Origin of the sequence: Trinickia sp. LjRoot230 (assembly GCF_964253315.1) — a bacterium.
Classification (GTDB): domain Bacteria; phylum Pseudomonadota; class Gammaproteobacteria; order Burkholderiales; family Burkholderiaceae; genus Trinickia.
In genome coordinates this window covers 3,702,401-3,717,986 of the sequence record NZ_CAXUQX020000001.1, presented here as the reverse complement: position 1 = coordinate 3,717,986, position 15,586 = coordinate 3,702,401, and the positions used below count along the sequence as shown (strand labels likewise).

Sequence of the window (15,586 nt, the reverse complement as noted above, 5' to 3'; positions counted from 1 at the left end):
AGAGCTTTGTCGCTGCAAACTTTGGGAGGGTAGTCATGGGTCAGTACGCCGCGCCGCTGCGCGACATGCAATTCGTTCTGCACGAGTTGCTCAACGTCGAAGCCGAAATCAAAGGCATGCCGAAGCACGCCGAACTCGACGCCGATACGATCAATCAAGTGCTCGAGGAAGCCGGCAAGTTTTGCGCCGAGGTGCTGTTCCCGCTGAACCAAAGCGGCGACCGCGAGGGCTGCACCTACCAGGGGGATGGCGTCGTCACCACGCCGAAGGGTTTCAAGGAGGCTTACCGGCAATATGTCGAGGCGGGCTGGCCTGCGCTCGGTTGTGACCCGGACTACGGCGGCCAGGGCCTGCCCGCGTTTGTCAACAACGCGCTCTACGAGATGCTGAACTCGGCGAACCAGGCTTGGACGATGTACCCAGGCCTTTCGCACGGCGCTTACGAATGCCTGCACGAGCACGGCACGCCGGAGCAGCAGCAAGTCTACTTGCCGAAGCTCGTCGCCGGCACATGGACCGGCACGATGTGCCTGACCGAGCCCCATTGCGGCACCGATCTCGGCATTTTGCGCACGAAAGCCGAACCTCAGGCCGATGGTTCGTACTCGGTCTCCGGCACGAAGATCTTCATTTCCAGCGGCGAGCATGATCTGGCGGACAACATCGTGCACCTCGTGCTAGCGCGGCTGCCCGATGCGCCGCCCGGCACCAAGGGCATTTCGCTTTTCATCGTGCCGAAGTTCGTGCCGACCGCAGCCGGGGAACCGGGCGAACGCAACGGCGTGAAATGCGGTTCGATCGAACACAAGATGGGCATTCACGGCAACGCCACCTGCGTGATCAATCTCGATAACGCACGCGGTTGGCTCGTGGGTGAGCCGAACCGCGGCTTGCAGGCAATGTTCGTGATGATGAATGCGGCGCGGCTCGGCGTCGGCATGCAAGGCCTCGGGCTCACCGAAGTGGCCTATCAGAACTCGCTGGCCTATGCGAAGGAGCGCTTGCAGATGCGCTCGCTAAAGGGGCCGAAGGCGCCTGACAAGCCGGCCGACCCGATCATCGTGCACCCGGACGTGCGCCGCATGCTGCTGACGCAAAAGGCCTATGCCGAAGGGGCGCGCGCGTTCGCATACTGGTCCGCGCTGCAAATCGACAAAGAACTTTCGCATGCGGACGAAGCCGTACGCAATGAGGCGGCCGAGCTTGTCGCGTTGCTCACGCCGATCCTCAAGGCGTTTTTGACCGACAACGCATTCGAATGCACGAACCATGCGCTGCAAGTGTTCGGCGGACACGGTTTCATCTCCGAATGGGGTATGGAGCAGTACGTGCGCGACGCGCGCATCAACATGATTTACGAAGGCACGAATGCGGTGCAGGCGCTCGACTTGTTGGGCCGTAAGGTGCTCGGCGACATGGGCGCGAAGCTCAAGAAGTTCGGCAAGCTCGTGAGTGACTTTGTCGAGCAAGAAGGCGTGAAGCCGGAGATGCAAGAGTTCGTCAACCCGCTCGCCGACATCGGCGAGAAGGTGCAGAAACTGACGATGGAAATCGGCATGAAGGCGATGCAAAACCCTGATGAAGTGGGCGCCGCAGCAGTGCCTTATCTGCGCACGGTCGGTCATTTGGTGTTTTCGTACTTCTGGGCCCGTATGGCGCGCATTGCGCTCGATAAAGCCGCATCGGGCGATCCGTTTTATCAATCGAAGCTCGCGACAGCACGTTTTTACTTCGCGAAGCTGTTGCCCGAAACGGCTGCGACGATCCGGATGGCCCGCGCCGGTGCGAAGCCGCTGATGGATATCGACGAGGCGTTGTTCTGAATGCTGAACGTCTCGGCTTCGCGAGCCGGATCAAACCACATGAATCGTATGACTCCGAGGGAGAGCTAACGTGAGTAACCTGATCATTCGCAAGGTGGCCGTGCTCGGCGCCGGCCTAATGGGCGCGCAGATCGCGGCGCATCTGATCAACGCCAAAGTGCCGGTGCTGCTGTTCGATCTGCCGGCCAAGGAAGGCCCGAAGAACGCGATCGCGCTCAAGGCCATCGACAATCTGAAAAAGCTGTCACCCGCGCCGTTCGGCATCAAGGACGACGCGCGCTATATCGAGCCTGCCAACTATGAAGACGACATCGCGCGGCTCGGCGAATGCGATCTCGTGATCGAGGCGATCGCGGAGCGCATGGATTGGAAGCACGATCTCTACAAGAAGGTCGCACCGCACCTCGCGCCGCACGCGATCTTCGCGACCAACACCTCGGGCTTGTCGATTACTCAGTTGTCCGAAGGATTTTCCGACGAGCTCAAGGCGCGTTTTTGCGGCGTGCATTTTTTCAATCCGCCGCGCTATATGCATCTCGTCGAGCTGATTCCGACGGCTCACACGCGTGCGCAGATTGTCGACGAACTCGAATCGTTCCTCACGAGCGTCGTCGGCAAGGGCGCCGTGCGAGCGAAGGATACGCCGAACTTCATTGCGAACCGCGTCGGTGTGTTTTCGATTTTGGCCGTCATCGCTGAAGCCGCGAAATACGGGCTGCGCTTCGACGAGGTCGACGATCTGACCGGCGCACGGCTTGGCCGCGCAAAGTCGGCGACGTTTCGCACGGCCGATGTCGTCGGCCTCGACACGCTCGTGCATGTGATCAAAACGATGCAGGATAACCTGCCCGACGATCCATTCCTGCCGGTCTACGAGACCCCGGCGGTGCTGGCCGAACTCGTGAAGAAGGGCGTGCTCGGCCAGAAGACGGGCAGCGGTTTTTATAAGAAAGAAGGCAAGCTCATCAAGATGCTCGATCCGAAGACGGGCGAGTACGTCGAGGGCGGCGGCAAGGCGGACGAGCTCGTTGGCCGCATCCTCAAGCGGGCGCCCGCCGAGCGGCTCAAACTGCTGCGCGAGTCCGAGCACCCGCAGGCACAGTTCCTCTGGTCGATCTTCCGCGACGTCTTCCATTACATCGGTGTGCACCTCGATTCGATCGCCGATAACGCGCGCGAGGTCGACCTCGCGGTCCGCTGGGGCTTCGGCTGGAACGAAGGTCCGTTCGAAGGTTGGCAGGCTGCGGGATGGAAGCAAGTGGCCGAATGGGTGCAGGCCGACATCGCGGCAGGCAAGGCGCTGTCGAGCGCACCGTTGCCGTCGTGGGTGTTTGATGGGCCGGTGGCTGAGCGCGGCGGCGTGCACACGAACGAAGGCTCGTGGTCGCCGGTGGCGGGCAAGTTCGTGCCGCGCTCGACGCTTTCCGTCTACGACAAACAAGTGTTTCGCGCGCCGCTCGTCGGCGAGAACGGAGCCGATCCGTTGACCTACGGCAAGACGCTTTTCGAGACCGATACCGTGCGGGCCTGGGCCGACACGCGCGCGGGCGAGGGCGATGTCGTCATCGTGTCGTTCAAGAGCAAGATGAACACGATCGGGCCGAGCGTGATCGACGGGCTCGTGCAAGCCATCGAGCTGGCCGAGAAGGACTACAAGGCGCTGGTCATTTGGCAGCCCACGTCGCTGAAGCTCGGCACGCCGGGTGGCCCGTTTTCGGCTGGCGCGAATCTCGAAGAGGCGATGCCAGCCTTCATGATGGGCGGCGCGAAAGGCATCGAGCCGTTCGTCAAAAAATTTCAGCAAGGCATGCTGCGCGTGAAGTATGCGAGCGTGCCGGTGGTGGCGGCCGTATCGGGCATCGCACTCGGCGGCGGCTGCGAGCTGATGTTGCACAGTGCCAAGCGGGTTGCGCACATCGAGAGCTATGTCGGGCTCGTCGAAGTGGGCGTCGGTCTCGTGCCGGCCGGCGGCGGCCTCAAAGAGGCGGCGCTGCGGGCGTCCGCGGCCGCGGCGGCTATCGGCGCGCCCGCCGGCGAATGGCTGAAATTCGTCGCCAAGTCGTTCGAAAACGCGGCCATGGCGAAGGTGTCGGGCTCGGCGCTGGAAGCGCAGGCGATGGGCTATCTCAAGCCGTCGGATACGATCGTCTTCAACGTGTTCGAGTTGCTCGACACAGCAAAAAAAGAAGCGCGCGCGCTGGCGGCGGCCGGTTATCGTCCGCCGCTGCCCGCCACGCAGATTCCGGTCGCCGGGCGCTCCGCGATTGCGACGATCAAGGCGCAACTCGTCAACATGCGCGACGGCAATTTCATCAGTGCGCATGACTTTCTGATCGCTTCGCGAATTGCCGAGGTCGTCTGCGGCGGGGATGTCGAGGCGGGCAGTCTCGTCGACGAGGAATGGCTGCTCGCACTCGAGCGCCGTGCGTTCGTCGATCTGCTCGGCACGCAAAAGACGCAGGAGCGGATCATAGGCATGCTGCAGACCGGCAAGCCGGTGCGCAACTAACAGACTCGCATTGAGGAGCTGCAAATGAGCAAACAGTTGCAAGACGCATACATCGTCGCCGCGAGTCGCACGCCGATCGGCAAGGCGCCGCGCGGCGCGTTCAAGAACACGCGCCCGGACGAGTTGCTCGTCCATGCGATCAAGTCGGCGGTGGCGCAGGTGCCGGGGCTCGATACGAAGGTGATCGAAGATGCCATCATCGGCTGCGCGATCCCCGAGGCCGAGCAAGGCCTGAATGTCGCGCGCATTGGCGCGCTGCTGGCGGGCTTGCCACAATCGGTCGGCGGCGTGACCGTCAACCGTTTTTGCGCGTCGGGCGTCACCGCGCTGGCGATGGCGGCCGATCGGATTCGCGTCGGCGAGGCCGATGCGATGATCGCGGGCGGCTGCGAATCGATGAGCATGGTGCCGATGATGGGCAATACGCCGTCGATGTCACCGCATATCTTCGAGCGCGACGAGAACATCGGCATCGCTTACGGCATGGGCCTCACCGCCGAGCGCGTCGCGGAGCGCTGGAAGGTGAGCCGCGAGGATCAGGACCGCTTTTCGCTCGAATCGCATCAACGCGCGCTGGCCGGGCAGCGCGCGGGCGAGTTCAACGACGAGATCGCGCCGCATTCGATCGTCGAGCGCTTTGCCGATCTCGCAACCGGCGAAGTGAAAGTGAGTACGCGCGAGATGGCTCTCGACGAAGGTCCGCGGGTCGACACGTCGCTCGAAGGGCTCGCGAAACTGCGCGCCGTTTTTGCCAACAAGGGCTCGGTCACGGCCGGCAACAGTTCGCAGACCTCCGATGGTGCCGGTGCGCTGATCGTCGTCTCCGAAAAGATCCTCAAGCAATTCAACCTGACGCCGCTTGCGCGTTTCGTCAGCTTTGCCGTGCGCGGTGTGCCGCCCGAAGTCATGGGCATCGGGCCGAAAGAAGCGATTCCGGCCGCGTTGAAGGCTGCTGGTCTCAAGCAGGACGACATCGATTGGATCGAGCTGAACGAGGCATTCGCGGCGCAATCGCTGGCCGTGATTCGCGAACTCGGGCTCGATCCGGCGAAGGTCAATCCGCTCGGCGGTGCAATCGCGCTCGGCCACCCGCTCGGCGCGACCGGTGCGATCCGTTCGGCGACGGTTGTGCACGGCCTGCGCCGCCGTAATCTGAAGTACGGCATGGTGACGATGTGCGTCGGCACCGGCATGGGCGCGGCTGGCATCATCGAGCGTCTGTAAGCGGCCGATGCCGAATATCTCACAACGGTTCGCGGCCCGGTTCCTGGTCCGCGAACCGTTTTTATGGAGAGTCACAGATGACGACAGACATTCTCGTCGAGCGCGCCAGTGGCGTAATGACGATCGCGTTGAACCGGCCAGACAAGAAAAACGCCATCACGAGCGCGATGTACTCGGCAATGGCCGATGCACTCGACGCCGCGCGCGACGACGCAGGCATTCGCGCGATTCTGATTCGCGGCACACCGGGCGCGTTCAGCGCAGGCAACGACCTCGAAGACTTCATGAAGGCCCCCCCGACGAGCGACGACGCACCGGTATTGCGTTTTCTTCGAGCGATCAGTACTGCACAAAAGCCGGTGGTGGCGTCGGTGGCGGGTGTGGCGGTCGGTATCGGCACGACGTTGCTGTTGCACTGCGATGCCGTCTATGCGGCGCAAACGGCGACGTTTTCGTTGCCGTTCGCGCAATTGGCGCTATGCCCGGAGGCGGCCTCCAGCCTGCTGCTGCCGCGCGTTGCGGGCTACACGCTCGCGGCCGAGAAGTTGCTGCTTGGCGAGCCGTTCGATGCCACCGAGGCGCATCGCATGGGCATCGTCAACCGGCTGCTGCCGGCCGACGAGGTCGATGCGTTCGCCTTCGCGCAAGCAGCGAAATTGGCGGCGTTGCCGGCTTCGTCGCTGCGCGTGACGAAAGCATTGATGAAGCGCGCAAGCGACGAGGAAATCGCGCAGCGCATGCGCGAGGAGATCCTGCACTTTGGCAAGTTGCTGCTGGCTCCGGAGGCGCGTGAAGCGATGACCGCGTTCTTTCAAAAGCGCAAGCCCGACTTCAAGCAATTCGATTGAGGTGAACGCTCACGGTTCGTCGTAGGCCACGTAGCCGGCTTCACGGCAAAAGCTGACAAGCCGGATGCCGGCTTGCCGCGCAATCGACACCGCTAGCGACGACGGTGCCGAAATCGTGGCGACCATCGGAATGCCGACGCGCGCCGCTTTGCGCACGAGCTCATAGCTCGCGCGGCTCGAAAGGAAAACGAAGCCGTTGGTCGTATCGGTGCGATCGAGGATGAGCCGGCCAATCAGCTTGTCGAGGGCGTTATGGCGTCCAACATCTTCGAACGCATGCACGATATCGCCTTGTGCATTGCACCATGCCGCCGCGTGCAAACCGCCCGTGAGCTTTGTCAACGCCTGGTGCGCGGGCAGCTCGCGTGCCGCGCGTGCGATAGCGTCGGGAGCCAGACGCGCGATGAACCCGGTTTCGGGCACTCGCTCTGGCGCGAGATCGAGCAAATCGATGCTTTCCACACCGCACACGCCGCAGCCGGTGCGGCCCGCCAACGCGCGACGCCGCTCCTTTAGCGCGACGAACGCTTGCTGCACGACGGTCAGCGCCACTTGCGCGTAGGGAATCGACGCCCCTTCGGCGTGCATCGTCACTTCGATATCGTGGATGTCGCTGCCGCGCTCGACAATGCCCTCGGAAACCGAGAACCCGACGGCGAACGCCTCGAGTTCGCGCGGCGTGCACATCATCACGGCATGCGAAATGCCGTTGAAAACGAGCGCGACGGGCCATTCCTGGCCGATGTGGTCGACGGCGGCTTCCACGTTTGCGCCGCGATGCCGCCGCACCTGCAGCGCAATGGCGCCGACCTGCTCGGCATAGTCCAACGGGTCGTTCAAGTTCGCTCCTTGCGGTGGCGGACGGCACGGGCACGGGGCGAACGTCCCGGCCGTTGCCGATCGAATAAGGTTCTAAAATACCCGAAGCCGGCCGATTCTGCCGTTGCAGGCATTGCCGCACGCACGCAAGGATACCGTCATGGGACTGCACGAATTGCCAAAGCTGTTCGATTTCGAAGTCGTTTCGTCGGAGGATCTCAAATTCATGCCGATGTCGGTTCGATTCAATCTGGACCGGTTCGGCTTGCGCATCTCGCTGGCTCAATGGCAGATGCTGCCGCATGCCGACCGCGTGCTGCTCGCGCGGTTTCCCGTCGACGACGACGCGGCGCTCGAGCCGAATTTCGATCATGCCCTCTTCGAAATGATGCGCACGCACGCCAATCTCGAGCCCGAGTGGTTCACGCCGGACCCGCAGCCCGCGTGGCGCGATACCGCCGCCGTGCCGGACGGCGTGCTCAATCAATGCCGCGTCGCCAAGCTGCCCGCGCTGGACATCGCGCACTGGGCTCAGTTGGAGCCGTTCAAGCGCTATGTATTGACGAAGCTCGCGCGCAAGCCCGAAGGCAATCACGATTTCGTTCCCGCCATGCGCGAGTTCGGTCTGACGGGCTGAACCACGAGACGCCAAAGCATCAAACCCAAAAAACCAAAAGCAAATTGTAAGGATTCCTTTCTTCTTTCGGCCGGCCTCAACTTTTTCGATCGGCTGCCGTTATCCATGGGTTAGCACGTCAAGAAATCTAATTCGGCCGCCGCGCGGGCCGCGCTCGGAACCCATGACCTCCTATTTCTCGAAACGGCTGCTGATCAACTTCGTGGTCGTCGCCGCCGCGGTCGGTGCCAACGCTTTCGTTGCCTATACGCAGATTTACAGCGAACGCGCGATCAACGAGCGAACGCGGCACTCCATGAGCGTGAAGCGCGATATCGATGTGTTGCGCACCACGCTTGGCGCGGGTCTCGCCGCGCTCGGCCGCGTCGAAGTCTCGGGCCAGCCGGTGCCGCGCGAGCTGGCAGCGCAGCAACAGGCCAAGCTCGCCGACATCGAGACACGATTGCGCGACGAACTCGGGAGCGCGCAACTCAGCGCGTTGTTGCCCGACACGCGTTCGATCGAGCAAGACATGAGTATGGCCCTCGAGCAGGCGGCGCTTGCTTCAAGCCCTGATCCGCGTGAGGGCGCGTCTTCGGCTTATGCGCGGCTCGACGCTGCGCTTGCGCGTCTTGATGAAGCGCTGACCCCGCTGCGGCAGCGCGAGGACGCGGCGCTCGAAGCATCGCTTGCGAAAGCGTCACGCGCAACGCGCTTGGCCACGCTCGTGCTGGTGATGACGATCGTCGCAGGATGCGGCTTGTTGATCTATACGTTCGGCGCAAGCGAGAGCGCGGCGCGCGCGAAGCTGCGTATCGCACGGGCGATGCGGCGCCGCGATGAGCGCTTTCGTGAGCTCTTCGACGCGCACCCGGTGCCGATGTGGATCTACGATCGCGACACGCTGCGCTTTCTGGCCGTGAATGCCGCGGCGATGGAGCAGTACGGATACCGCGAGAGTGAATTGCTCTCGATGACGATACGCGAGATTCATTCGCCCGACGAACTGCCGCGGCTCGATACCTATCTGGACCGCAGTTCCACGGTACCGAGACGTGGGCGCGTGATGGCCGGCGTCTGGCACCATCGGCGGCGCGACGGCACGCAATTGAGCGCCGACATTTCGAATCATGCGTTGAGCTTCGCGGGCCGCCCGGCCATGTTCGTGCTGGCCGATGATGTTACCGATCAGATCAAGGCGGAAGCCGAGGCGCAGCACTCGAACCAGATGCTCGAGAGTGTCATCGACAACATTCCGCAGCGCATTTTCTGGAAGGATCGGACATCGCGCTACCTGGGTTGCAATATGGCATTCGCGCGCGACGCAGGGCTTGCCTATACCGAACAGGTGATCGGCAAAACCGACTATGACCTGCCGTGGAAGAACCTGGCCGCTGAACTCCAGCGCGCCGACCAGGAGGTGATCACCACCGGCGTGCCGAAGATGAACCACGAGTTCGAAGTCACGATCGACGGTGCGACGCGCGCCGGCGTGATCAGCAAGATCGCGCTGACGAACGGCGACGGCAACGTGATGGGCGTGCTGGGCTCCTATACGGACGTGACCGAGCGCAAGCGTTCCGATTTGGCGCTGCGTCTGCAAAGCCGGGCACTCGATGCTAGCGTCAACGCGATTCTGATCACGGGCGCGAGCGATGCCGGCCATCTGATCGAATATGTCAATCCGGCTTTCAAACGCATTACCGGTTACGATCCCGCGGACGTGATTGGCCGCGACTGTCGTTTTCTGCAACGCGATGACCGCCAGCAGGAGGCGCTCGTCGCCATTCGGGAAGCGCTTGCGGCGAACCGCGAAGTTAGCGCAGTGCTGCGCAACTATCGCAAGGATGGTGCGCTGTTTTGGAACCAGCTTTTCATCGCGCCGGTGCCGGACCCTGATGGCAAGACGACGCATCACATTGGTGTCGTCAATGACGTGACCGAGCTGATTCGCTATCAGGAACAGCTCGAGTACCAGGCGAATTACGACAGCCTCACGCGGCTGCCCAATCGCGTGTTGCTGCGCGAGCGGCTGGAGCAGGCGATTGCACGCGGCGTGAAGCTTGCCGTGGTATTCGTCGATCTGGACGGGTTCAAGAACGTCAATGACAGCCTCGGGCACAGCATCGGCGACCGCTTGCTCGCCGTCGTGGGCGAGCGTCTCGCACGCTGCGGCCGCGCAGGCGATACGGTCGCGCGGCACGGGGGTGACGAGTTCGTGATCGTGCTGGCGGATCTCGTCGACAAGGACGGCCTGATCAAATGGATGGAACGCGTGCGCGCGGCGATTTCGGAGCCGGTCATGCTGGATGGCACCGAACTCTACGTCGGCTGCAGCATGGGCGCGAGCCTTTATCCGCAAGACGGCGAGGACGTCGAAACCTTGCTGAAGAAGGCCGATCTCGCGATGTATCGCGCGAAGGACATGGGCCGTAACACCTACCAGTTCTATCAGCCGGAAATGAACACGAGCGTCGGCGCCCGGCTCAGTCTCGAACGGCGTTTGCGCCGGGCGCTGCGCGACGGCGAGTTCCTGCTGCACTATCAGCCGCAGGTCGATATCGAAACGGGGCGGATCGTCGGCATGGAAGCGCTCGTGCGCTGGCTTGACCCCGAAGTCGGGCTCGTGCCGCCGTCGGCATTCATTCCGGTGGCCGAAGAAAGCGGCCTGATCGGCCCGCTTTCCGAATGGGTGCTGCGCGAAGCGTGCCGGCAAAACAAGGCTTGGCAGAATGAAGGGCTGCCGCCCGCGAGGGTGTCGGTCAACCTGTCGGCGCGGCAATTTCAGCAACGCGACATCGCCCGGCTCGTCATGTCGATTCTCGAAGAGACGGGGCTCGAGCCGCAGTATCTCGAGCTCGAATTGACCGAGAGCGCCATCATGCGCAACGCCGAAGAAGCGGTGCTCATGCTCAACGAACTGCACGCGCTCGGCATCGGGCTCGCGATTGACGATTTCGGCACAGGCTATTCGAGTCTCAGCTATCTGAAGCGCTTTCCGGTCGATCGGTTGAAGATCGACCGATCATTCGTGTCGGACATCGGCGCATCGAATGATGACGAGACGATCACCTCGGCGATCATCGCGCTCGCGCACTCGCTGCAACTGCAGGTGATTGCCGAGGGCGTGGAGACGGCGGCGCAGCTCGACTTCCTGAAAGAGCGGGCCTGCCACGAAATGCAAGGCTTCTTCTTCTCGCGGCCGATGCCGCACGACGCCATCCCTCATCTGCTGCAGCGCGACCCGGCGAACATGCTGCTGCTGAGCGTTCCGGCGTAAGGCTCGGGCGTAAGCGGGCGTTAATGCTCAGGCCAGATCGGGCAGCTTGCGCGGGCGGCGGTTGTGATCGGTGGCGACGTAGGTGAGCGTTGCCTCGGTGACTTTCACGACTTCCTCCGTCAGGCTCATCCGCTGCGCGAATACCTCGACGTCGACCGTCACCGACGTATTGCCGGTTTTCACGATATCCGCGTAGAAACTGAGCAGATCGCCGACGAACACCGGTTGCTTGAAAACGAACGAGTTGACCGCGATGGTGGCGACGCGGCCGTTCGCGCGCCGGCTCGCCGGAATCGAACCGGCGATGTCCACCTGCGCCATGATCCAGCCGCCAAACACGTCGCCGTGAACATTGGCGTCTGCCGGTTGCGGCACGACACGCAGCGCGCAGGCCTTTTGCGGGAGCAGAGGGGAGGTCATAACGGTACCGTGAAGTGGAAAGCCGCGAAGGCCGGGCCGGCCAACGCGCGCGGCCTGGTTCTGCGACAATAAACGAGTTTTGGGATTGTACGGGCAAATGCCCGGCGCGGTGTGTCGGCCACGGGTTGCCCGAGGCTTGGTCCTCGCCCGATGCACGTTCGCCGCCCGCCGCTTTTTGAACCGCCGTCACCACGGCTTGTCTTTGGCCGAACTCATGCGTCGTTATTCCGCTTCGCGCGAACTTGCTCCTGCCCCGAATGCGCCGGGTGGCGCATCCCGCCGAGGTCGCGATTGGCAGACGATTCTCTCGCTGCTGCCTTATCTCGCCGCTTACAAAGGGCGCGTCGCGCTTGCGCTGACGTGCCTGCTTGGCGCGAAGGTCGCCAATCTCGGCGTGCCTATCGTGATGAAGCATATTGTCGATTCGCTGGTATCGATGCGGCAGTTAACGGCGCTCAGCCGTGCCGCACACGAGCCGGCCATCGTCCTCGCGGGCGGCGTCGGGCTGCTTGTCGTGGCGTATGCGGTCGCCCGGCTTTCGACGTCGCTTTTCACCGAGTTGCGCGAAATCTTCTTTTCGAAGGTGACGGAAAGCGCCGTGCGTGAACTCGCGCTCAAGGTGTTTCGCCATTTGCATGCGCTGTCGCTGCGCTTTCATCTCGAGCGGCAAACGGGCGGCATGTCGCGCGATATCGAGCGCGGCACCCGCGGCATTCAGCAGTTGATTTCGTACTCGCTTTACAGCATTTTGCCGACGCTCGTCGAAGTGGGGCTCGTCCTTGGCTTTTTTATCGTCAAGTACGAGGCGTACTACGCGGTGGTGGCGCTGATCGCGCTCGTTACTTACATCGTCTTCACGGTCAAAGTGACGGAATGGCGTACGCACTTTCGCCGCACGATGAACGAGCTTGATTCGCGCGCAAACTCGCGCGCGGTCGATTCGCTGCTCAACTACGAAACGGTCAAGTATTTCGGTAACGAGGAATGGGAGGCGATGCGCTATGACGAGAATCTCAAGCGCTACCGGGCTGCGGCCATCAAATCGCAAAATTCGCTATCGGTTCTGAATTTCGGCCAACAGACGATCATTGGTGCGGGGCTTGTCTTTATTCTCTGGCGCGCGACTTCGGGAGTGATGGCCGGGCGGCTTACGCTCGGCGATCTGGTGTTGATCAACACGTTCATGCTGCAGCTTTATATTCCGCTGAACTTTCTCGGCGTCGTCTATCGCGAGCTCAAACAGGCGCTCACCGACATGGACCGGATGTTCACGCTGTTGGGCGCCGAGCGCGAGATTCCCGATGTGCCGGGTGCGCCTGCGCTCGCGGTGCGCGGTGCCGAACTGGCGTTCCGAAACGTATCGTTTTCCTACGAGCCGTCGCGGCAGATTTTGTTCGATCTGAACTTTGCGATCGCGGCTGGTACCACGACGGCGGTCGTCGGGGCGAGCGGTGCGGGAAAATCGACGCTCGCGCGGCTGCTGTTTCGCTTTTACGATTTGCAGCGGGACACGGGCGGCGCGATCACGATCGACGCTCAGGACATTCGCGACGTGACACAAGACTCGCTGCGCCAGGCCATCGGCATCGTGCCGCAGGATACGGTGCTGTTTAACGATACGATCTACTACAACATCGCTTACGGCCGCCCGTCGGCGGCGCGCGAGCAAGTCATCGCGGCGGCGCGCGCAGCGCACATTCATGATTTCATCGAAGGTTTGCCGTTGGGCTATGACACACCCGTCGGCGAGCGTGGGCTCAAGCTCTCGGGCGGAGAAAAGCAGCGCGTCGCCATCGCCCGCACGCTGCTCAAAGACCCGCCGATCCTCGTGTTCGACGAAGCCACATCGGCCCTTGATTCACACTCCGAACGAGCGATCCAGGCGGAACTCGATCAGATCGCGCGTGGGCGCACGACGCTTGTGATCGCGCATCGGCTCTCGAGCGTCATTCATGCGCACCAGATCATTGTGATGGACCGCGGGCGTATCGTCGAGCGCGGCACGCATGCGCAACTGCTGGCCGCGGGCGGTGCGTTTGCGCAGATGTGGGCGCTGCAGCAGCGCGCGGCGCACCGGAGCGACGCAACGGCCGAGGCGGCTCAGGCCGACGGTGCCGTTAAAAGCACGCTGAGCTAGGTTGGTTGTCAGCGTCTTGCGGCTGATGCTTGCTTTCGCTGACTATTGATGCGGGTTCAAACCAAACCCGCCTTCGTTAAACGGAGATCCAGCGTACGCAATTGCTCCGGCGTACCGACGTTATCCCACTGCCCTTCATAGAGTTCGCCGCTCGCGCGCCCTGCCGCAATCGTCGCGCGATAAAACGGCTTGAGCGCGCACCGTTCGCCCGGAGCAAGGCTGCGAAACATTCGCGTGTCGTACAACCCGATATTGCCGAACGTATAGCGCGGCGCGCCCTCGATGGCGAGTTGTCCGGCAGCGAGCGCGAAGTCGCCGGTTTGATGAAACGGCGGGTTCGGGACCATGACGAGATGCATGCCGGGCTCGTTCATCGCGGCGAGCCGCGGCGCCTGAGCATGGAGCCGCGCATAGTCGAAACCGCAGTAAATATCGCCGCTCACCGCCGCGAAGATCGAAGCGCGGCCGCCATCTTCGAGCAGCGGCAGTGCCTGCGCGATGCCGCCCGCCGTTTCGAGCGCGGCGCCTTCGGCCGAGTAAGCGATGCGCACGCCCCAGCGCGAGCCGTCGCCAAGCGCGGCCTCGATAGCGTTGCCAAGCCACGCATGATTGATGACGATCGTTCGAAAGCCCGCCGCTGCGAGCCGTTCGATCTGCCAGACGATGAGCGGCTTGCCGCCCGCCGGAAGCAGCGGCTTCGGACAGGTATCGGTGAGCGGGCGCATTCTGTCGCCGCGGCCCGCCGCGAAGATCATCGCGGTCGTGAGAAGTAGAGGCATCGGGTACGGTGTTGTCAAAACGTGTAGCCGACGTCTGCCGCCTGGCCATCGAGTTCGTCGATGAGCCGCGCGAATGGCCCGAGCGGCCGGTAGCGCGCGCTGACCTTGCGTGCGTAACCGATAAAGCGCGGCAGGTCGGCGAGGTAGCGTGATTTGCCGTCGCGGTGATTGAGCCGCGCGAACAGCCCGAGTACCTTGATGTGCCGTTGCAGCCCCATCCATTCGATCTGGCGATAAAACTCGCCGAAATCGGCATCGACGGGCAGCCCCGCTTTTTTCGCATGCTCCCAGTAGTAAGCGAAGCAATCGAGCTCGAATGCCTCGTCCCAGCTGATGAACGCGTCGCGCAACAGCGACGCGACATCGTAGGTGATCGGCCCGTACACGGCGTCCTGGAAGTCGAGCACGCCGGGGTTGCGCTCGCAAATCATCAGATTGCGCGGCATGAAGTCGCGCAACATGTAGACCTGCGGCTGCGCCCGCGCGCTCGCAATCAACAGCGCATAAGTGCGATCGAGCACGCCGCGTATGCGCTCGTCGACCTCGCGGCCAAGGTGGCGGCCGATATACCACTCGGGCATCAACTCCATCTCGCGACGCAAGAACGCTTCATCGAACACCGGCAACACGCCTTCGCGCGAACTCGCTTGCCAGCGGATCAACGCATCGAGCGCGTCGCGCATTAGCGCGCGTGCCGCTTGCGGGTCGTTCGCGTCGAGCGAGTCGATGTAAGGCCGCGTGCCGAGATCGGTGAGCAGCATGAAACCGCGCTCGAGATCGCATTCGAGCACGCGGGGCACGTGCACGTCAGCGCGTGCCAGCAACTCGGCAATCTGAACGAACTCGCGGCACTTTTCGGGCGGTGGGGCGTCCACGGCAATCAGCGTTGGCCCGTCCGGGCCGGCACTCGCTAGCCGGAAATAGCGACGAAAGCTGGCGTCGGCCGAAGCGGAGCTAAGCGTGGCAAGGTCTAACGCATGGCGCGCCGCGTGAGTGCGCAGCCATTCGCCGAGCAATTCGAGACGGGCGTCGGCGGGGGAAGTGTTCGTCATAAAGGAGGAAGGCAAAACGTCTTGCCATATAATACCCGACGACTTTTACGATGCGCTCCGTGCCAGCTTTTGCACGGTC

Annotated in this window: 11 protein-coding genes; 7 read left to right on the top strand and 4 right to left on the bottom strand. The window is 62.8% G+C overall.

The features are described from left to right. Positions 1 to 35 precede the first annotated feature (35 nt). The 4 genes from ACSQ20_RS16955 (at position 36) to ACSQ20_RS16940 (ending at position 6,404) form a co-directional block, all read left to right on the top strand. Positions 36 to 1,823, top strand: coding sequence for an acyl-CoA dehydrogenase C-terminal domain-containing protein (locus ACSQ20_RS16955; protein WP_436021949.1), 1,788 nt, complete (start codon positions 36 to 38; stop codon positions 1,821 to 1,823). A 70-nt stretch (positions 1,824 to 1,893) separates the two neighbouring features. Next, a complete protein-coding gene (locus ACSQ20_RS16950) occupies positions 1,894 to 4,332 on the top strand; it encodes a 3-hydroxyacyl-CoA dehydrogenase/enoyl-CoA hydratase family protein (RefSeq protein ID WP_436021947.1) in 2,439 nt (812 codons plus the stop codon). Between the two features lie 24 nt (positions 4,333 to 4,356). Then, the gene (locus ACSQ20_RS16945; RefSeq protein WP_436021945.1) at positions 4,357 to 5,556 is read left to right on the top strand and encodes an acetyl-CoA C-acyltransferase; all 1,200 of its coding nucleotides are present in this window, start codon (positions 4,357 to 4,359) and stop codon (positions 5,554 to 5,556) included. A 77-nt stretch (positions 5,557 to 5,633) separates the two neighbouring features. Further along, a complete protein-coding gene (locus tag ACSQ20_RS16940; protein ID WP_436021943.1) occupies positions 5,634 to 6,404 on the top strand; it encodes an enoyl-CoA hydratase in 771 nt (256 codons plus the stop codon). Positions 6,405 to 6,413: 9 nt separating this feature from the next. Here the strand turns inward: ACSQ20_RS16940 and fdhD are convergent, their stop codons facing one another. Next, positions 6,414 to 7,232 (bottom strand): formate dehydrogenase accessory sulfurtransferase FdhD, encoded by an 819-nt coding sequence (gene fdhD, locus ACSQ20_RS16935; protein ID WP_436023192.1) that lies wholly within the window; start codon positions 7,230 to 7,232, stop codon positions 6,414 to 6,416. Positions 7,233 to 7,383: 151 nt separating this feature from the next. Between fdhD and ACSQ20_RS16930 the strand changes: the two genes are divergently transcribed. After that, the gene (locus ACSQ20_RS16930; RefSeq protein WP_436021941.1) at positions 7,384 to 7,860 is read left to right on the top strand and encodes a nitrate reductase associated protein; all 477 of its coding nucleotides are present in this window, start codon (positions 7,384 to 7,386) and stop codon (positions 7,858 to 7,860) included. Between the two features lie 163 nt (positions 7,861 to 8,023). Further along, the gene (locus tag ACSQ20_RS16925; protein WP_436021939.1) at positions 8,024 to 11,119 is read left to right on the top strand and encodes a sensor domain-containing protein; all 3,096 of its coding nucleotides are present in this window, start codon (positions 8,024 to 8,026) and stop codon (positions 11,117 to 11,119) included. Between the two features lie 27 nt (positions 11,120 to 11,146). Here ACSQ20_RS16925 and ACSQ20_RS16920 read toward each other — a convergent pair whose 3' ends face one another. After that, positions 11,147 to 11,539 (bottom strand): acyl-CoA thioesterase, encoded by a 393-nt coding sequence (locus tag ACSQ20_RS16920; RefSeq protein ID WP_436021937.1) that lies wholly within the window; start codon positions 11,537 to 11,539, stop codon positions 11,147 to 11,149. 214 nt (positions 11,540 to 11,753) lie between these two features. On the opposite strand from ACSQ20_RS16920, the gene ACSQ20_RS16915 reads away from it, so the two are divergent. Continuing rightward, complete coding sequence (locus tag ACSQ20_RS16915; protein ID WP_436021935.1) at positions 11,754 to 13,676, top strand: ABCB family ABC transporter ATP-binding protein/permease; 1,923 nt, start codon at positions 11,754 to 11,756, stop codon at positions 13,674 to 13,676. 56 nt (positions 13,677 to 13,732) lie between these two features. On the opposite strand, the gene murU is transcribed toward ACSQ20_RS16915, so the two are convergent. Beyond that, on the bottom strand, positions 13,733 to 14,455 hold the full coding sequence (gene murU / locus ACSQ20_RS16910; RefSeq protein WP_436021933.1) for an N-acetylmuramate alpha-1-phosphate uridylyltransferase MurU: 723 nt from the start codon (positions 14,453 to 14,455) through the stop codon (positions 13,733 to 13,735). A 14-nt stretch (positions 14,456 to 14,469) separates the two neighbouring features. Then, complete coding sequence (locus ACSQ20_RS16905) at positions 14,470 to 15,507, bottom strand: aminoglycoside phosphotransferase family protein (protein ID WP_436021931.1); 1,038 nt, start codon at positions 15,505 to 15,507, stop codon at positions 14,470 to 14,472. Between the last annotated feature and the right edge of the window lie 79 nt (positions 15,508 to 15,586).